Origin of the sequence: Roseovarius sp. (genome assembly GCF_040219995.1) — a bacterium.
Lineage (GTDB): Bacteria > Pseudomonadota > Alphaproteobacteria > Rhodobacterales > Rhodobacteraceae > Roseovarius.
Map to the genome: position 1 here is coordinate 1 of NZ_JAVJUC010000028.1, position 19,047 is coordinate 19,047.

The window sequence follows — 19,047 nt, forward strand, 5'->3', positions numbered from 1 at the left end:
GGCCCTGCCGCGGGCGGCGCGTCTTTCGTTCTTTCAAAAATTCAATAGTCGAGGCTTTTCCATGGAGTGGCTGAGCGATCACAAGATCCCCGTGGGGACATGGGCCGAGGATTTCTTCCTCTGGCTGCAAGACAATGCCGCCGGGTTCTTCGATGCGCTGGCCATCCTGATGGAAACGCTGATCGACGCCTTTCTGTGGGTGCTGCAAACCCCGCATCCGCTGGTGATCATCGCCGTCTTCGTGGGCCTCACATGGGCGCTTCAACGCAACTGGAAGACCTGCCTTTTCGTGGCGCTCGGGTTCCTTTTCATCCTCAATCAGGGCTATTGGGAGGAAACCACCGAAAGCCTCACGCTGGTGCTGTCCTCCTGCATCTTCTGCATGGCCATGGGCGTGCCCATCGGCATCGCCGCCGCCCATCGCCCCCGGCTCTATGACGCGATGCGGCCGGTGCTCGACCTGATGCAGACGCTGCCGCCCTTCGTCTACCTGATCCCGGCCATCGTGTTCTTCGGCATCGGCATGGTGCCGGGGCTGATTGCCACGGTGATCTTCGTGGTGCCCGCCCCGATCCGCCTGACGCATCTGGGCATCTCCAACACGCCACAGCCGCTCCTCGAGGCGGCGCAGGCCTTTGGTGCCACCAACCGCCAGACCCTGTGGAAGGTGGAGTTGCCCTACGCCCTGCCGCAGATCATGGCAGGGCTCAATCAGACCATCATGCTGTCGCTCTCGATGGTGGTGATCGGCGCGCTGGTGGGCGCGGACGGTCTCGGCGTGCCGGTTCTGCGCGCGATCAACACGGTCAATATCGCACTCGGGTTCGAGTCGGGCCTGATGATCGTTGTCGTCGCCATCGTGCTCGACCGGATGCTGCGCATGGAGGGCCGCAAATGACCGAGGTCAGCGTTCATTTCAAATCCGTCTCCATCGTCTTCGGCGACGCGCCCGAGACCGCCCTGCCCCTGATGGACGAGGGGCAATCGCGCTCCGATATCCAGCACGCCACAGGGCAGGTTCTGGGTGTGCATGATTGCAAGCTGTCAGTGGCCCCCGGCGAGATCCTCGTGCTGATGGGCCTGTCGGGCTCGGGCAAGTCCACGCTGCTGCGGGCCGTGAACGGCCTCAACCCGGTGGCGCGCGGCATGGTCGAGGTGCATGACGGCACGCAGATGGTCGACGTGACCCATGCCGATGCCGCCACCCTGCGCCGCTTGCGTCAACGCCATATCGCCATGGTGTTCCAGCAATTCGGCCTGCTGCCATGGCGCACGGTGGCCGAGAATGTGGGCCTTGGCCTCGAACTTGCGGGCATCCCAAAGGACGAGCGCGCACAGCGCGTCACCGATCAGCTTGCCCTCGTCAATCTCTCCGACTGGGCCGACCGCAAGGTGGGCGAGTTGTCGGGCGGCATGCAGCAGCGCGTGGGCCTCGCCCGCGCCTTCGCCACCGATGCCCCGATCCTGCTGATGGACGAGCCGTTCTCGGCGCTCGACCCGCTGATCCGCAACCACTTGCAGGACGAGCTCATCGACCTGCAAAAGAAGCTGGGGCGCACAATCATATTCGTCAGTCACGACCTTGATGAGGCGTTCAAGCTGGGCGACCGGATCGCCATCATGGAAGGCGGACGCATCGTGCAATGCGGCACCCCGCAGGAGATATTCACCAACCCGGCGACCGATTATGTGGCCGAATTCGTGGCCCATATGAACCCGCTCGGCGTGCTCTGCGCGCGCAACGTGATGGAGGCAGCGACCGGCACGCCCACCTCGACGGTGCCGCCCGACGCAACCATTCAGCAGGTGATGGAAAAGGCACAGGGCCACGACACGCCGGTGGGCGTGGAGGAGAACGGCAAACTCCTCGGCCAGATCACCCGCAACCGCATCCTCGCCAAGCTGCTCGACCCGCGCGGCTGAGGCCGAGGTGGTTGTTGCCGGATCAAGCGGTATTGGATTGAGGCACCTGCGCGAAACGCGGCCCAAAGGGCCGCCGCGCCGGGGGGCGGCACGACGCTGCGCGGCTTATGGTAGCGGCACGATCAGGCCACCCCCCTCAATTCGCCATCAGCGCCGGCAGGATCGTCACGATATCCGGGAAGAACCACAGGATCGCCAGCCCCGCCACCTGAATAAGCACGAACGGCAACACCCCGCGATAGATATGCCCGGTCGTCACCTCCTTCGGCGCAACCCCCCGCAGGTAGAACAGCGCGAAGCCGAAAGGCGGCGTCAGGAATGAGGTCTGCAGGTTCACCGCGATCATGATCGTCACCCATTTGGGATCGAAACTGCCGCCATAGATCACCGGCCCGACAATCGGGATCACGATATAGATGATCTCCAGGAAATCGAGCACGAACCCGAGGATGAACAGCACCAGCATCACGATCAGGAAGACCTTGAACTCGTTGTCGAAGCTCTTGAGGAATTCCTGAATGTAATGCTCGCCGCCAAAGCTGATCACCACGAGGTTCAGCAATTGCGAGCCGATCAGGATGGTGAACACCATGCTCGTGACCTTGGCGGTCTCGCGCACCACCGGGGTCAGCACCCCGCCGGTGAACAGCACCCAGCAGGCAAAGAGCAGGCCAAAGGCGGCATAGAGATAGGCCGCATAGGCCGCAAGGAACGCCACCCAGCTCTCGAAACTGACCACCTCGTTGTTGATCCGCAGATCGAAATTGATCCCGATCAGGATGGCCACCACCACGGCAAGCGTGGAAAACAGGATGATCCGGGGCGATCGGTCCTGATCGCGCAGCTTGCGATAGGCCGCCAGCATGATCGCCCCGCCCGCCCCCAGCGCCGCCGCCGGTGTCGGATTGGTGATCCCGCCGAGGATCGAGCCCAGCACCGCCACGATCAGCACCAGCGGCGGAAAGACCACGCGAATGAGCTCGTTCCGGGCCATCCGCATCGCGCCCTGGGCACAGCCATAAAGCGCCATCGCCACGGGGATCGCGAGGATCAACCATGTCACCCCCGACGACATGGTCGGCGAGATGAGCAGAATATCCGCCAGAAGCCCCAGCACGATACCCAGCCCCCCTATCAACAGCGGCGCGGGATTGGCCGACGGGGCCACACCGCGCGCAATCGCCAGCGTCAGGCCCAGCAGCACCATGATCGTCGCCACGCCGGTCCCGATGGGGGCGGCATCGGCGATCTTCTCAAGCCGCAGTTGCTCGATCTCCTCGGGGCTCAGACGCACGCTTTGCTCAACCCCGCCCGCCTCATCGATCGCCTCCTGCTCGGCCACCGCCGCATCCCAGGCCGATTGCCCGTGCAACTCGATCATCGAGGTCTGGCACTCGGGGCTCACATTGGTGCGCAGGGATGCCGTTTCGCCCATGTCTGTAAAGCTGTCGATGGTCAGGTTCTGCGTGCCCACCATGCCCAGTGTCGAGAGCAGCATCGTGCCCGCGATCAGCGCCACCGGCACGCCCAGGAACCAGGTAAAGCCCTCGCCGCGCGTGATCACCTCGCCACCGGTGCCGCCGCCCAGCTGTACCGCCGGGGCCTTCGACGGATTCACCAGCGCATAGCCAAAGGCATAGAGCGCATAAAGCAGCGCCAGCAGGATGCCCGGCAAGAGCGCCGCCTGAAACAGCGTGCCCACCGACACCACCGCAGGCTCGCCCAGAAAGGTCAGCGCATCCGAACACCCGGCGGCAATCGCCCGGTTGTCCTGCGCCACGGAATAGAGATCGCCCGCCAGCGTGCCCAGCAGAACGATCACGATCGAGGGCGGAATGATCTGACCCAGCGTGCCCGAGGCCGCAATCACACCCGTCGCGATCTGCGGGGAGTAGCCCGCGCGCAGCATCGTGGGCAGGCTCAGCAGGCCCATTGTCACCACCGTCGCACCGACAATCCCCGTGGAGGCGGCAAGGAAGGTGCCCACCACCACCACCGACACGGCCAGACCGCCGGGCAGCGGGCCGAACACCTTGGCCATTGTGGTCAGCAGGTCATTGGCGATCTTCGAGCGTTCCAGCGTGATCCCCATCATCACGAACATCAGAACCGCCAGCAGCGTCTCGATCGCAGCCCCGGCCAGCACCCGCTCGTTGATGCGGTTGACGATGAACGACACGTTGCGATCCAGCGCCACCTCCCAGCCACGGTCAAACACCGGCTGCGCCATGCGTGGCAGATCGGGGTATCGGAAGATCGAGATCGCGTCGGGCCGCACCCCGCTCGCCACCAGCGCGTCATAGGCCTCGCTGCCGGTGTCGATCGCCTGATGGATCAGCAGCCCCGCACTATCAAGCCCCGCGATGATCGCGAACGACACCACCCCGGCCCCGCCGATGGCAAAGGCCACCGGAAAGCCCGACAGGATGCCGCCGAAGAGGCACATAAAGACGATGATCAGGCCGATCTCGACGCCATCAAGTCCGAATAGCATGTCCCAAAGTTCCTTTAATGCGTGCCTTCATAGGCTTCTTCGCCCGCGCCCAGCGTGTCGCGGTCGAGATGTTTGTTCAGGCTCTCCGGCCCTTCCCTCCACTCCAGCCAGGAGCGCCAGAAAAACGCGCAGGCCTGCAGAAAGATCATGCCCGCAAAGGCCACGAGCAGGACCTTGAACAGGAAATAGCCGTTGAACCCGTTGGGGCTGAAGCCGATGGTCTCGACGTTCCATCGCACCGCCCGCGCCTTGAGGATCAGCCGGTCCAGCGTGTCCGAGGCCGACGGTTTGGGCGTGATCAGGTGCCGCCACATGAAATACCAGCCATACATCCATGTCAGCACCGCCATCGGCATCATGAAGACGATCGAGCCGAACATGTCGATCACCTTCTTGGTGCCGTGCCGCACCGGTGCGTAGAACAGATCGACCCGCACATGGCTGCCCTGAACGAAGGTGTAGGTGCAGCACAGCGCCACGATCATCGCGTTATAGAGCTTGAGCTCCTCGGCCCACCAGCTGATGTCGAATTGCAGCGGGATGCCAAAGCCCAGAACGATATCGGGCCGGGCAATGATGCGCTGAATGAAGACGATGATGATCTGCTGGATCACCATGATCAGCCCGGCCCAGGCGAAAAAGCGCCCCACCGTGTTGGCAAAGCCTTCCAGCCCGCGCACACAGCCCCACAGAAAGGCGTGTTTCCACATGCCGATCCCGGTGATCACCAAAAAGGCGGTAAAGGCGACAAAGAAGAGCTCCACCGACCCGCCGTAATAGACGAAGCGCATGATCGCTTCCTTGTCGGACCAGTCGAGCCACAGGCCCGGATGGGTCAGCGCATAGCCCAGATTGTAAAAGGCCATGCCGATATTCTGGATCAGCCAGAGAACAGCGTCGAGCATCTCTCCCCCTCACGCGCGCGGCCTCTGCCGGGCCGCAGCGCCCCCTGTTGGGTAACGTGGCAGGCCCCGGAGGTGCCGGGGCCCGCCTGTCATGGTACGATATTGGCGCGGATCAGCCCAGAACCCGGTCGCGCTGCGCGGTATAGGCACCGTCGGATTTCTGGATCCACGACGACGAAGAGGCCATCGACGCCATGTAGCTGTCATAGACCCGCTTGTAGATGTCGTCGCCCATGTTTTCCTGATGCACGGCGTTCGACGCTTCGCCAAAGGCATCCCAGACGCTGTCGGGGAATTCCATCGTCTTGACACCGGCCGATTGCAGGCGCTGCAGCGCCGCACCGTTGTTGGCCAGGAACTGCGCGAGGTTCCACTGATGCGCCTCGGCACAGCCGATCTCGACCATCTTCTGCTGCGCCGGCGTCAGTTCGTTGAACACGTCGCGGTTCATGCCGATCGACAGACCCGCGCCCGGCTCATGGAACCCGGCGGTGTAATAGGTCTTGGTGATCTCCTGGAAACCGGCTTTTTCATCCGCCCAGGGGCCGATCCATTCGGTGCCGTCAATCGCCCCCGAGGCCAGCGCCTGATACACTTCCGAGCCGGGCAGGTTCTGCACCGATGCACCCAGCTTGCCCAGCGCCAGACCGCCCAGACCCGGCATCCGGAACTTGAGCCCGTTGAAATCCTCGGGCCCGTTGATCTCTTTCGAGAACCAGCCACCGGCCTGCGCGCCGGTATTGCCCGCGAGGAAGGATTTCAGGCCGAAAATCTCTCCCAGCTCATCGTGGAACGCGGCACCGCCGTCATGGTAATACCAGTTCACCAGTTCCTGCGCGGTCATCCCGAACGGCACCGAGGTAAAGAACGCGTAGGCCGGGTGCTGACCCACGAAATAATAATCCGCCCCGTGATAGAGATCGGCCTGACCGGCGGTCACCGCGTCGAACACCTCGAAGGCGCCGACCAGTTCACCGGCGCCCTTGACCTCGATGGTCAATGCGCCGTCGGCCATGCCGTTGATGTTGTCGGCGGCGCGCTGTGCGGCGTCGAACACACCGGCCAGACCGCGGCCCCATGTGGTGACCATGGTCAGCGTGCGATTGCCTTGCGCATAGGCCGGTGCGGCCAGTGTGGTCGCAGCGGCGGCAGAGCCACCCAGAGCAGTATTTTTCAGAAAAGAACGACGATCCATTGTTGGTTTTCCTCCCCATTATCAAAGATGCCGCCCTCGCTCCGGCGGCACCCGGACCCGTTTGAGTGCGCGGACATTAGACAGCGTTTCTGACTCTGAGAATACCTAGTACTGCGTAGAACGGGCATTTTCCCGGTAAATTCTTCGCGCGCTCCGCATGCGGTGCCCGAAACCACCGAAATGGCGCTTGAACAGGCCGCGCCGCGGGTGTTCAAACGGTGCATGAAGCCCAAGATCCTCAGCACCCTGCCCGGCTATACCGCCGCGATGCTGCGCGTGGATGTGCTGGCAGGGATCACCGTCGCGATGGTGGCTCTGCCGCTCAGCATCGCCATCGCCATCGCCTCGGGCGCAGACCCCGCCACCGGGCTGACCACCGCGATCATCGGCGGTTTCCTGATTTCGGCACTCGGCGGTAGCCGGGTTCAGATCGGCGGGCCGACGGGGGCGTTCATCGTCGTGGTCTACGGCGTCATCACCGAGTACGGTCCTGACGGGCTGATCCTCGCCACGCTGATGGCCGGGGCGATCCTGCTGATCGCGGGCGCGCTGCGCGCAGGCAGCCTCGTGCGCCATATCCCCGAGCCGGTGATCCACGGCTTTACCATCGGCATCGCGATCATCATCGCCACCAGCCAGATCCGCGACCTTCTCGGCCTGACCACCGAGGACTTGCCCGGTGAATTCCTCGACAAGATCGCGGTGCTCTGGCAGGCGCGCGACACGCTGAGCGGTGCCGCCCTGATGATCGGCCTCGGCACCATGGCCCTGATCGTCGTCCTGCGCCGCGCAGCACCACGTTATCCCGGCCTCATCGTCGCCGTAGCGGCAGCCTCGGCGGCGGTGGCGCTGTGGCATCTGCCCGTGGACACGCTCGGCGCGCGTTACGGCGCGCTGCCCGCAACCCTGCCGATGCCCGCCCTGCCCGACCTCAGCCTTGCGCGGATCACCGAACTTCTGCCCTCCGCCCTCGTGATCGCCTTCCTCGCAGGCGTGGAATCGCTGCTGTCGGCCTCGGTCGCCGACCGGATGATCGGCGGCAAATACCGCCCCAATGCCGAGGTGATCGCGGGCGGCGCGGCCAATATCGGATCGGCGCTCTTCGGCGGACTGCCCGCCACCGGGGCCATCGCGCGCACCGCCACCAATGTGCGCGCAGGCGGGCTCACCCCCGTGGCGGGCATGGTGCACGCGCTCACCATCCTGATCGTGATGCTGCTCGCAGCGCCGCTCGCGGGCTATCTGGCGATGCCCGCGCTGGCAGGCCTGCTGATCCTGACCGCGTGGAACATGGCCGAGCCGCAGAAATGGCGCGGCTACATGGCCCTGCCGCGCGCCGATCTGGCGCTCTTGCTACTGACCCTCATCCTGACGGTGCTGGCGGATCTGACCGTGGCCATCGGCACCGGCGTGGCGCTTGGCCTCGCGCTGCGGCTGCGGCGGCGCAACGTGCCGCCCGCCGACTGGGACACACCCGACCGGTGAAGCGCGAAATACTGGATATCGCGCGGATTTCGCCGTATCGCTGAACCATGAGACAGCTCATCTCCCGCCTGCGGCTCAATTACGGGCAAAAGCTTTTCCTGATCGCGACGCTGCCGCTGATCCTGACGGCGGTGGCAATCTCGGTCGTGGTGACGCTGCAATCGCGGCAACTGGCGGAACGCGAGATCGAGACGCTGGAGGCGCAGCTGATCGAGGCCAAACGCGCGGAACTCAAGAATTACCTCTCCATCGCGCGCACCGCCGTCGTGAACATCTACGGCCGCGCCGCCCCCGATGACGACCGCGCCAAGCTGCTGGTCACACAGATCCTCGCGGGCATGCTCTACGGGCAGGACGGCTATTTCTTCGTCTTCGACTATGAGGGCACCAACCTCGTCAGCCCGCGCCGCACCGAACTCATCGGCCGCAACTGGACCGGGCTCGAAGACCCTTCGGGCCGCCCGATCACCGACGAACTGATCCGGCTGGCGCGCTCGGGCGGCGGCTATCACAGCTATGAATGGCCCAAACCCTCGACCGGCGAACGCGCACAGATGGTGGCCTATGTGGCGGGGCTTCAGGATTGGCGATGGGCCATCGGCACCGGCGTCTTCATCGACGACGTGGTCGCCACCGTGGCCAAGTCCCGCGAAAAGGTCGAGGCCCGGGTCGAACGCACCTTTCTCTACATCGGGGCGGCGATGCTGGCAGCGCTGCTCTTCGTCTTCGTGTCGGGGCTCTTCATCAATATCCGCGAACGCCGCCTCGCCGATGCCAAGCTCAAGCGGCTGACCCAGCGGGTGTTCGACGCGCAGGAAGAAGAGCGCGGCCGCGTCGCGCGCGAGTTGCATGACGGGATCAGCCAGATCCTCGTCGGCGTGCGCTACGCGCTCGACACCGCCAAGCGGCGGCTGGCGGCGGGCGATGCGCGCGCCGCCGACACGCTGGAGCGTGGCATCACCCACCTCTCGGGCGCCATCCAGGAGGTGCGCCGCATCAGCCGCGACCTGCGCCCCGGCGTGCTCGACGATCTCGGGCTCGGGCCCGCGATCAAGGCGCTGGCCGAGGATTTCGGCAAACGCACCGGCATCGAGACCGAGTTCACCACTGTCGTGTTCCGCAACCGGCTCGATGACGAGGCCAAGATCGCGCTCTACCGCGTGGCACAAGAGGCGCTCACCAATATCGAGCGCCATTCCGGCGCGACCCATGTGGCGATCGACGTGCGCGGCCATCTCAACGGGGCCACCCTGCGGATTACCGACAATGGCTGCGGCCTCGACGAGGCACAGGCCCGGCAGGGCGGCAGCAGCGGCCTCGGGCTGCGCAACATGCAGGAACGCATCGACCAGCTTGACGGCACGCTGCGCATCACCTCCTCGAAATCGGGCACCGGGATCGAGGCCTCGGTCCCCCTCACCCACCTCTTGCAGCCGCAGGGCCAACCCGACCCCGCCCCAAGGACAAAGGCACAGGCATGACCACACCCCCGATCCGCGTCGTGATCGTCGACGACCACCCGATGGTCGCCGAAGGCATCCAGTCGATTCTCGAAAGCTACGAGGACGTCGCGGTGATCGCCACCTGCGGCACCGGGCAGGAGATCATCGACCGGGTCGAAGACCTCGGCCCCGACGTGATCCTGCTCGACCTCAACATGCCGGGGCTGGGCGGGCTGTCGACCGCCGAACTCCTGCTTGAACGCCGCCCCGGCACCCGCATCCTGATCCTCAGCATGCATGACAGCCCCGAATACATCTCCTCGGCGCTCAGCCACGGTGCTGCGGGCTACGTGCTCAAGGACGTGCCCACCGACGAGATCAAGCGCGCCATCGACGCGGTCATGGCCGGGCAGCGGTATCTCTGCACCGGCGCACAGGGCTCACTTGCGCCGTTCGACGCGCCCGACCGCGAGCAACTGACCAACCGCGAGCAGACCATCCTGCTGCAACTGGCGCAGGGCAAATCCAACCGCGAGGTGGCCGAGACGCTCGATATCTCGGTGCGCACGGTCGAAACCCACCGCAAGAACATCAAGCGCAAGCTGGGCATTTCCTCGACCGCAGGCCTCACCCGCTACGCGCTGGAACACGGCGTCCTCCAGGGCACCGGCGTGCGGCTCTGACGCGGCACCCCTGCGTTTCCGCGGACGGTCACCTTGCAGGACCCGGACGCGATACGCTTCAAGCGCAGCCTCGCATGGATCGGGCGAACGTCATGCGCAGCGCAGCGGGCCTTGCAAATTCCGGACGATGTCCCGAAAGCCGCCGAAAGCGGCCTTACGTACCAAGTGCGGCGAACTTGGGCTGTGAGCCCATTCGGCGCTACCGGAAAGGCGAACTTGCTGCGAGTGACCTAACAGCGGCAGAGGGCCAAGCATGCTGTATTATATGTGGCTCACAACCAACCTCGTGCCGTCATACGTGTAAAAGGCTTCTGCCAAATGATGCGTGCTTCAGGGCTTGCGTTATGCCACCGTGTGGCAATGTGAATTCGGAGGCAATTGAAAGCCGATGCCAGAAGATATTGGACCCGCACGTTGGATCAACCTTAGACTGGGTGTGTGTCTCCTTATTCTTGGGGGTCTCGTTGGGTTTCCGATCCCTCTCGCGGTGTACCATGACGGAATTGAAAGTGTTCTAGACTGGCCCCCTCTGTTCAATTGGCTGTCAGCTATTGCGGCCCTGTTCGTTGGTACAGCCTTATACTTGCTCCTCACTCCGCAGCGGGTTGGCGGGAACATTTGCTTCAGGGAAGACGGTTTTACGTGTCGAATGCGATTGTTCTTTCGTCGTGATGCAGAACATCACTTTAATTGGCGGGACATCAAAGAAATCGTACTCTTCCAAGTCCCACGCAACAAACATGGCTTGATTATCAAGTGGGCGAATGGTGCGGACATTTCTTTGCAAGCACGATTTTTCGAACTTGGCATGACTGAGATTTTTGCGCGACTTCGTACATCAGCGGATGCTGCTCACTATCGCCTAGAGCAGACGAACAGCTTCAATGCGTTAGTCATCAATAAGCAAACCTGGACGGTTTCGCCAAAATCTTAGATCTAAAAACGGATGCCAGAGCACATGCTCTTTTCGTGCAAAATTGGGAACTATATAAGCGATGCGTTTTTTGCTCTCCACATTTTGGGCTAGTGTCGCAGCCGAAACGAAAGCCCGCTTTGTCCGCATCTCGATCCTTCATGCCCTTGCAGTGAACGGCGTTGTTTCCCAGAGCCGACACTAGTGGATCACGCGGCGAATGACGTGTGAGAGCCCATAGTTCAGAATGCTGCGCGACGGTCAAATGTCCGCATTTTGAAGCGCGGCCAAAACGTGACAAATCAAAGTCAGTTCTGCCAAGGGTTTGGGTCACAAGAATTTTCAATGATCTTGGTGATCGGGCGTTTCATGCCAAAAACGACGGTTTCTGGCAGTGTTGATCTTGGGCTAATGCAAATTATCAGCCCAAGAAGTCGACTCATTTGGGTAACGCTTCATCAGCGAATTGAGCAAGGAATTCTTCGCTCGGGGGAACGGGCTTGATCACGTCGATCAGCACGCCGCTCGGGTCGCGCGTTATGAAATGCCTTTGACCGAAAGGTTCGTCACGAAGCGCAAGCAACATGGGTAAATCCTTGGCTTTAAGATTCTCGTAAATCGCATCCACGTCCTCTACTTCGAAGTTCAGCAGCACTCCTGATGCACGGCCACGCGCCACTTCGGGGATCGTCTCGTGATCCCCTTGAAGGATCGCAAGATTGACGTTCTCGTCATCACTTGATTGCAGATGCACATACCAATCGCTGTCGAAAAGAGACCGGAAACCGAAGTGCGTCTGGTAAAATGTGCTGATCTCGGCAACGTCCTCTACCATGAGAACAGGGTAGTATTGGGTCAGTTTCATCGCTTGCGCTCCTTTACAAAAACATACACAATGTATGTAAATGATGAATTAACATGCAGGCTGTATGTATGCAAGAGAGACGTTCAAACTCAAACCGTAGTCAAGAAACGTGCAGTGCGTTGCTTGGGGTCGCTCGCCGCCTATTCATCGAGAAAGGGTATGCAGCCACGGGAACCCCCGAAGTCGTAGAGCAAGCAGGGGTGACGCGTGGTGCGCTCTATCATCATTTTAAGGATAAACAGGCGTTGTTTCAGGCTGTAGCGGAGGCTGAAGCCGCACAGATCGCCAGAGAGATCGAAGCTAATTCGGCCCACGCAATAACCTCCGTAGAAGCGCTAGTTCATGGGGCAAATGCCTACTTTGAAGCCATGCGCAAGCCGGGGCGAGTGCGGTTATTATTGCTAGAAGGTCCAGCCGTCTTAGGCCCAGAAGAGATGCGCCGGATAGATATGGAAACTGGCGGTCGGGAGTTGCGTCACGGGATTAAGGATGCGCTGGGGGAAAATGCTTCGACCATCAAGATTGATATCTGCGCGGATTTGGTATCGGCGATGTTTGATCGGGCCGCACTGGCCTGTGATGCGGGAGCAGACATCAAGGCTTATGAGAATGCGATTGCCTCGCTCCTTACAATCCTTGTCCAGAGAAAGTCCGAGCCACTTTTATAGTCATCGCTATGCGCTCAAACGGCTCTTTCAAAATCTCCCAAAAACGACCGTTTTTGCCGTCTCGGTTTCTCGAAAGCAGACCTTGGCGCAGCCGCAGCGAATTCACCTTTTGTCCCGCACTGTGTGAATTCATGCACGGTGCAGCGAAAGTCAGCTCTCGCAATTTTGCGTCTAGCGTGGTGGGTCCACGGCGCGCTGACAGGAGCCGAACGCATTTGCAGCATAGGACGCAAGGCCCCCTGACCCGCCGCCACGACGCGAAGCGCCTTTCCCGGCCCACCCCAGCCGGATCCGCATCGAAGCAAGGGCACCGCAGTGCCGGGCCCCGCATGCCTCACCCCACCAGACCGCCATCCTTGCGGGTCACCACCACGACGGACGAGCGTGGCAGCCGCCCCTCGCCATCCGGAAATGGCGCGTCGGGGTGCTGGATGCCGACGAACATCGCGCGCCGGTCGGCGGACCAGCACAGCCCGGTGACCTCGGACCCGTTCGGCCCGGTCATGAACCGCTCGATCCGGCCCGAGACCGGGTCGCCCACCAGCATCTGGTTGTTGCCCATGCCCGCGAAATCGCCCTCGTTGCTGTCGCTGCCATCGGTCTGGATCCACAGGCGCCCGGTGCTGTCGAACGCCATCCCGTCGGGCGAATTGAAGAGATTGCCCGCGTGGATATTGGCGCTGCCCGCATCGGCCCCCTCGTGGACGCCGGGATTGCCCGCCATCACGTAGAGATCCCAGGTGAAATCGTCGGCGGCATGGTCCGCCCCCGCAGGCCGCCAGCGCACGATCTGGCCATAGCGGTTTTCGCCCCTCGGGTTGGGGCCGCCCACCGGCGTCGCATCGCCGCCTGCATTGGGCTTGATCCCGCGGTTCTTGTTGTTGGTCAGCGCGCAATAGCCCTCGGCCATGACCGGGTTCGCCGCCACCCATTCGGGGCGGTCCATCGTCGTCGCCCCCACCGTAGAGGCCGCCTGCCGCGTCAGGATGCAGATCTCCGCCTGGCTCATCCCCGTGGTCTCGGGCGTCAGCGCCAGCCACTGGCCCGAGCCATTGTCGAGGAACCGCGCCACGTAGAGCGTGCCCGCGTCGAGCAGCGCCCCGGTGTCGCCGCCGGGCACATAGGCTGCGTCCGAGACATATTTGTACAGGAACTCGCCCCGCTCATCATCGCCCATATAGACCACCACGCGCCCGTCCTGCGCCAGCACCACCTCGGCGTTCTCATGCTTGAACCGGCCAAGCGCGCTGCGCTTCACCGGGGTCGAGGCCGGATCGGCGGGGTCGATCTCGACCACATAGCCCGCCCGGCGCGGCTCTCCCGGGTTCTTCGAGACATCGAACCGCGGATCATACTTGTGATAATCATACCCCCTACCCTCGGCCCGGATACCGTAGCGCGCATAATCCTCGGGAAGCGCGGTCCCCTCGTCGGAGGCACCGAAATAGCCGTTGAAATTCTCTTCGCAGGTCAGATACGTCCCCCAGGGCGTCCGCCCGGACCCGCAATTGTTGAACGTGCCCAACGCCTGCGTGCCACTCGGATCGGCCTCGGTCCTGAGCAGGTCATACCCCGCCGCAGGCCCGCTGATCCGCATCGGCGTCAGATGCGTGATCCGCCGTGTATAGGGGCTGTCGGTGACCACCCGCCAGCCATCGTCGCCCGGTGCCACCTCCATCACCGTGACGCCCTGCAGGTTCTGCAACTTGCGCACATCTTCGAGGTTTTCGGGTGCGCCATCCATGCGCTGCGGCAGGTTCACGTCGCGGTTCACATATTCATGGTTCACCGCGATCAATTGCCGGTCGCCGACGCTGAACAGTTCCATCCCGTCGGTGTTCTCGCCGAACACCCGGTCGGCGTCGCCTGCTGCGCCGCCTGTGGCATTGTCAAACCCGGCCACGTCCGAAAACAACGGATCGCCCCAGCGGATCAGCACCTTCCAGTCATAGCCCTCGGGCACATGCACCGTGCCATCGGTCTGCGCCGGGATCGGGACAAAGCCGAACCGCTCCGCCGCCTCAGCCGCACCCGGCAGCACCGCACCCAGCCCCATCGCCGCCGCCCCGGAGCCGACCGCCACCAGCCCCGACAGGAACCCGCGCCGCGACAGCGCCGCCGCCATCACCCGGTCGAAATCGCTCTCTTCGGGGCGCGGATCGTGCAATTCGTCCCAGTCATCGGCAGAGAGGTGAAGATCATCGAAATCATGCATGGCGGGCCCCCGTGGCTGGCTGCGATTGTGACCCGTCGGACTATGACTGATTCCTGTAACACCCGCGTATCTCGGCCCCATCCAACCGATCACCGCCAATTCACGCAACAAATGCAAAGAAAACGCCCCTTCCGGCGACATTTTATCCGCCAAATCGCCTTGACGCCCCCGCCCACCAGACCTAATGTCTCCGCCACGCAGCAAAGGAGTCGCGCGGGATGGACACGCTAGTAGACATCGTAGGCACGTGGCGCATGGGCCGGTAACGGACACCCTGATGGTTCCCCATGCGCCCCCGTCTCACGACCGGGGGCTTTTTTATGCGAATTGAAATGACGTCATACACGGAGCACAAGCACATGACACGTCAGATGACCGGAGCGAAAATGGTGGTTCAGGCCCTCAAGGATCAGGGCGTGGACGTCGTATTCGGATATCCCGGTGGCGCCGTGCTACCGATCTATGACGAGATCTTTCAGCAAAACGACATTCGTCACGTCCTCGTGCGCCACGAACAGGGCGCGGTGCATGCCGCCGAAGGTTATGCCCGTTCGACCGGCAAGCCGGGTGTCGTGCTGGTGACCTCGGGCCCCGGGGCCACCAATGCCGTCACCGGCCTGACGGACGCGCTGATGGACAGCATCCCGCTGGTCGTCCTCACCGGTCAGGTGCCGACCTTCATGATCGGCACCGACGCCTTTCAGGAGGCCGATACCGTCGGCATCACCCGCCCCTGCACCAAGCATAACTGGCTGGTCAGCGACACCAAGACCCTGTCGGACACGATCCATCAGGCGTTCCACGTCGCCACCTCGGGCCGCCCCGGCCCGGTGCTGATCGACATACCCAAGGATGTGCAATTCGCCTCCGCCGACTATGTCGGTCCGCGACAGGCGCGCACGCATCACTACCAGCCGCAGGTCAAGGGCGATATCGAGGGCATCACCGATCTGGTCGCCGCCATCGAAAAGGCCAAGCGCCCTGTCTTCTACACCGGCGGCGGCGTGATCAACTCCGGCCCCGCCGCCAGCCAGCTTTTGCGCGAACTGGTCGAGGCCACGGGCATTCCAATCACCTCCACGCTGATGGGCCTCGGCGCCTACCCTGCGAGCGGCAAGCACTGGCTGGGGATGCTGGGCATGCACGGCCTTTACGAGGCCAACATGGCGATGCATGGCTGTGACCTGATGATCAATATCGGCGCGCGTTTCGATGACCGGATCACCGGGCGGCTGGATGCGTTCAGCCCCGACAGCACCAAGGCGCATATCGACATCGACCCGTCGTCGATCAACAAGGTGATCAAGACCGACATCCCCATCGTCGGCGATATCGCCCATGTGCTCGAGGACGTGCTCAAGGTCTGGAAATCACGCGGCCGCAAGGTGAATGGCGAAGGTCTGGCCAAATGGTGGGCACGGATCGAGGAATGGCGCAAGGTCGACTGCCTCAAGTTCAAGCAGCAGGGCAAGACGATCAAGCCGCAATACGCGCTGCACCGGCTCGAGGAACTGACCAAGGGGCATGACCGCTACATCTGCACCGAGGTCGGCCAGCATCAGATGTGGGCGGCGCAATATCTCGGCTTCGAGGACCCCAACCGCTGGATGACCTCTGGCGGGCTTGGCACCATGGGCTACGGCTTTCCGGCCTCCATCGGGGTGCAGATGGCCCATCCCGAGGCACTGGTGATCAACGTCGCCGGCGAAGCCTCGTGGCTGATGAACATGCAGGAGATGGGCACCGCCGTGCAATACCGCCTGCCGGTCAAGCAGTTCATCCTCAACAACGAGCGGCTGGGCATGGTCCGGCAGTGGCAGGAACTCCTGCACGGCGAGCGCTACTCGTCCTCGTGGTCCGAGGCGCTGCCAGATTTCGTGAAGCTGGCCGAGGCCTTCGGCGCGAAAGGCATCGTCTGCAAGGACCCCGCCGATCTCGATGACGCGATCATGGAAATGCTCGATTACGACGGGCCGGTGATCTTCGACTGCCTCGTCGAGAAGCACGAGAACTGCTTCCCGATGATCCCGTCGGGCGAGCCGCACAACAAGATGCTCCTGGGCGAGGCAAGCACCAAGGACGCCATCAAGGAAGGCGGCGCGGTGCTGGTGTGAGCCCGTTTTCTTGAAAAGAAAACGTCCCGGAATTTTTGAAAAATTCCGGGACAAAACCGCCTCAACAAGGAACGCATAAATGTCCCCGCTGAAAATCAAAAAAGGCTCGTCCAAGCATTCGGCCTATAACCTGCGGCCGCAATTCTCGGATGTGCAGGAAACCCATACCCTCACCGTGATCGTCGATAACGAGCCGGGCGTGCTCGCGCGGGTGATCGGCCTCTTCTCTGGGCGCGGCTACAATATCGACAGCCTGACCGTGGCCGAGGTCGACCATACCGGGCACACCTCGCGCATCACCATCGTCACCACAGGCACCCCGCAGGTGATCGAACAGATCAAGGCACAGCTTGGCCGTATCGTACCGGTCCACGAGGTGCATGACCTCACCGTCGAGGGTGCGAGCGTGGAGCGTGAACTGGCGCTCCTGAAGGTCGAGGGCGAGGGCGACAAGCGGGTCGAGGCGCTGCGCCTTGCGGATATCTTTCGCGCCAACGCCGTGGACAGCACGCATTCCAGCTTCGTCTTCGAGATCACCGGCGCGCCGGAAAAGATCGACGCCTTTGCCGAGTTGATGCGCCCCCTCGGCCTCGTGGAAATGGCCCGCACCGGCGTCGCGGCGATGTCGCGCGGCCTCTGACAGGGGCGCGAAACCCCGCTCTGCATGTCGCCTTGAGACAATCCAGAGGTCGCAAGCGTATGCGCCGAACGCCGCGCGCGCCGGTAGTCTCCCGTTAAATCAAACGGGAGAGAGACCAGATGACCCAGCCGCTGACCGATCTTGGCCGCGTGCGCGCAAGCGTCGAACAGGCCAACGGGTTGCCCAACGCGCATTACATCGACCCTGCGGTCTATGAGGAAGAAAAGCACGCGCTGCTGTTCGGCCAATGGGCCGGGCTTGCGGTGGCCGCAGATGTGCCGGAACCGGGCGATGCCAAGCCGCTGGAATTTCTCGGCATGCCGCTGCTGCTCATCCGTGACAAGGACGGTGACGTGCGGGTCTTTCAGAACATCTGCCGCCATCGCGGCATGATCCTTGTCGAGGAACCGCGCAAGATCGAAGGCGCCATTCGCTGCCCCTACCATTCCTGGTGTTATTCGACCAAGGGCGCGCTCGTCTCCACCCCGCATGTCGGCGGACCGGGCCACAACACCCACGAGTCTATCCGCCGCGATGAGCTTGGCCTCAACGAGGTGCGCAGCCATATCTGGCGCGATGTCGTCTGGATCAACGTCTCGGGCGACGCCGCGCCGTTCGAGGAGGCGATGTCCGACCTCATCGCCCGCTGGTCCGAGTTCGACCTACCGCTCTATCACGGCGGCCATGACAGCCGGTTTGAGCTTGAGGTCCAGACCAACTGGAAACTCGCCGTCGAGAATTACTGCGAGAGCTACCACCTGCCCTGGGTGCATCCCGGCCTCAACAGCTACTCCAAGCTCGAGGATCACTACCACATCGAGAAACCCGGCGAATATTCCGGTCAGGGCACGATGGTCTACCGCCAGCTGACCAACGAGAACGGCGAGAAATTCCTCGATTTCGAGGATGTCGGCGCGAAATGGAACGAGCAGGCCGAATATATCGCGGCCTATCCCAACGTCCTCTTGGGCGTGCACCGCGACCACGCCTTCGCCATCATTCTCGAGCCGAAGGGGCCAGAGCGCACCGTCGAGCACATTCACCTCTACTATTCGGTGCCGCGCAGCGACGAGGGGCTGCGCATGCGCAACACCCAGCTTTGGAAAACCGTGTTTGAAGAGGACATCTTCGTCGTCGAAGGCATGCAAAAGGGCCGCCACGCGACCCATTTCGACGGCGGGCGCTTCTCTCCGGTGATGGACAGCCCCACGCATTGCTTTCACGATTGGGTCGCGGGCAAGGTCGAGGCACATCGCGCCCTTGCGAGGGCCGCGGAATGAAGGATCTCGACGCCACCATGATCAGCGCGCACGAGGCGGGCGACCGCCGCGCGCTGATCAAGCTCTATGCGCAGGCGGCCGACGCGGTGAACGACCTCGACGCGTCCTGCTTCTACCTGACCCATGCCTACGTGTTCGCGCTCGAGGCGGGGGCATCCGAGGCGCACGCCCTCCACGCCCGGCTCAAGGCACACGGCCGCGAGGCGTGACGCAGGTCGCACCCCG

At 62.8% G+C, this 19,047-nt stretch carries 16 protein-coding genes; 11 read left to right on the forward strand and 5 right to left on the reverse strand.

The window, feature by feature from the left end:
- Window positions 1-61: 61 nt before the first annotated feature.
- Together choW and choV are read left to right on the forward strand one after the other, a co-directional pair.
- Window positions 62-898 (forward strand): choline ABC transporter permease subunit, encoded by an 837-nt coding sequence (gene choW / locus RID11_RS12655; RefSeq protein ID WP_350139751.1) that lies wholly within the window; start codon window positions 62-64, stop codon window positions 896-898.
- Window positions 895-1,923, forward strand: coding sequence for a choline ABC transporter ATP-binding protein (gene choV, locus RID11_RS12660; RefSeq protein WP_350139667.1), 1,029 nt, complete (start codon window positions 895-897; stop codon window positions 1,921-1,923). The genes choW and choV overlap by 4 nt, the downstream gene beginning before the upstream one ends.
- A 136-nt stretch (window positions 1,924-2,059) precedes the next feature.
- Here the strand turns inward: choV and RID11_RS12665 are convergent, their stop codons facing one another.
- The 3 genes from RID11_RS12665 to RID11_RS12675 form a co-directional block, all read right to left on the reverse strand.
- Window positions 2,060-4,417 carry a TRAP transporter large permease gene (locus tag RID11_RS12665; RefSeq protein WP_350139670.1) on the reverse strand — a complete coding sequence of 786 codons (2,358 nt, stop codon included), beginning with the start codon at window positions 4,415-4,417 and terminating at the stop codon, window positions 2,060-2,062.
- A gap of 14 nt (window positions 4,418-4,431) precedes the next feature.
- Entirely contained in the window at window positions 4,432-5,322 is an 891-nt protein-coding gene (locus tag RID11_RS12670) for a TRAP transporter small permease subunit (RefSeq protein ID WP_350139673.1), read from the reverse strand.
- A 112-nt stretch (window positions 5,323-5,434) separates the two neighbouring features.
- The gene (locus tag RID11_RS12675) at window positions 5,435-6,517 is read right to left on the reverse strand and encodes a TRAP transporter substrate-binding protein (protein WP_350139675.1); all 1,083 of its coding nucleotides are present in this window, start codon (window positions 6,515-6,517) and stop codon (window positions 5,435-5,437) included.
- A 222-nt stretch (window positions 6,518-6,739) separates the two neighbouring features.
- Between RID11_RS12675 and RID11_RS12680 the strand changes: the two genes are divergently transcribed.
- From RID11_RS12680 to RID11_RS12695, 4 genes are all read left to right on the forward strand, one after another.
- Complete coding sequence (locus tag RID11_RS12680; protein ID WP_350139678.1) at window positions 6,740-8,002, forward strand: SulP family inorganic anion transporter; 1,263 nt, start codon at window positions 6,740-6,742, stop codon at window positions 8,000-8,002.
- Window positions 8,003-8,049: 47 nt separating this feature from the next.
- Entirely contained in the window at window positions 8,050-9,483 is a 1,434-nt protein-coding gene (locus tag RID11_RS12685) for a cache domain-containing protein (protein WP_350139680.1), read from the forward strand.
- Complete coding sequence (locus RID11_RS12690; RefSeq protein ID WP_350139682.1) at window positions 9,480-10,127, forward strand: response regulator transcription factor; 648 nt, start codon at window positions 9,480-9,482, stop codon at window positions 10,125-10,127. The genes RID11_RS12685 and RID11_RS12690 overlap by 4 nt, the downstream gene beginning before the upstream one ends.
- 649 nt (window positions 10,128-10,776) lie before the next feature.
- Window positions 10,777-11,061, forward strand: a complete 285-nt coding sequence (locus tag RID11_RS12695; RefSeq protein ID WP_350139684.1) for a hypothetical protein — start codon at window positions 10,777-10,779, stop codon at window positions 11,059-11,061.
- 418 nt (window positions 11,062-11,479) lie between these two features.
- Here RID11_RS12695 and RID11_RS12700 read toward each other — a convergent pair whose 3' ends face one another.
- Entirely contained in the window at window positions 11,480-11,905 is a 426-nt protein-coding gene (locus RID11_RS12700) for a VOC family protein (RefSeq protein WP_350139686.1), read from the reverse strand.
- 68 nt (window positions 11,906-11,973) lie between these two features.
- Here RID11_RS12700 and RID11_RS12705 point away from each other — a divergent pair, with 68 nt between their 5' ends.
- The gene (locus tag RID11_RS12705) at window positions 11,974-12,573 is read left to right on the forward strand and encodes a TetR/AcrR family transcriptional regulator (RefSeq protein ID WP_350139688.1); all 600 of its coding nucleotides are present in this window, start codon (window positions 11,974-11,976) and stop codon (window positions 12,571-12,573) included.
- Between the two features lie 334 nt (window positions 12,574-12,907).
- Here the strand turns inward: RID11_RS12705 and RID11_RS12710 are convergent, their stop codons facing one another.
- Window positions 12,908-14,788 carry a PhoX family protein gene (locus RID11_RS12710; RefSeq protein WP_350139690.1) on the reverse strand — a complete coding sequence of 627 codons (1,881 nt, stop codon included), beginning with the start codon at window positions 14,786-14,788 and terminating at the stop codon, window positions 12,908-12,910.
- Between the two features lie 359 nt (window positions 14,789-15,147).
- On the opposite strand from RID11_RS12710, the gene RID11_RS12715 reads away from it, so the two are divergent.
- The 4 genes from RID11_RS12715 to RID11_RS12730 all read left to right on the forward strand — a co-directional run bounded on the left by RID11_RS12715 (window position 15,148) and on the right by RID11_RS12730 (window position 19,031).
- Window positions 15,148-16,902, forward strand: a complete 1,755-nt coding sequence (locus RID11_RS12715) for an acetolactate synthase 3 large subunit (RefSeq protein WP_350139693.1) — start codon at window positions 15,148-15,150, stop codon at window positions 16,900-16,902.
- A 79-nt stretch (window positions 16,903-16,981) separates the two neighbouring features.
- The gene (ilvN, locus tag RID11_RS12720; protein ID WP_350139695.1) at window positions 16,982-17,542 is read left to right on the forward strand and encodes an acetolactate synthase small subunit; all 561 of its coding nucleotides are present in this window, start codon (window positions 16,982-16,984) and stop codon (window positions 17,540-17,542) included.
- A gap of 119 nt (window positions 17,543-17,661) precedes the next feature.
- Window positions 17,662-18,822 (forward strand): aromatic ring-hydroxylating oxygenase subunit alpha, encoded by a 1,161-nt coding sequence (locus tag RID11_RS12725; RefSeq protein ID WP_350139697.1) that lies wholly within the window; start codon window positions 17,662-17,664, stop codon window positions 18,820-18,822.
- Entirely contained in the window at window positions 18,819-19,031 is a 213-nt protein-coding gene (locus RID11_RS12730) for a hypothetical protein (RefSeq protein ID WP_350139699.1), read from the forward strand. The genes RID11_RS12725 and RID11_RS12730 overlap by 4 nt, the downstream gene beginning before the upstream one ends.
- Window positions 19,032-19,047 lie beyond the last annotated feature (16 nt).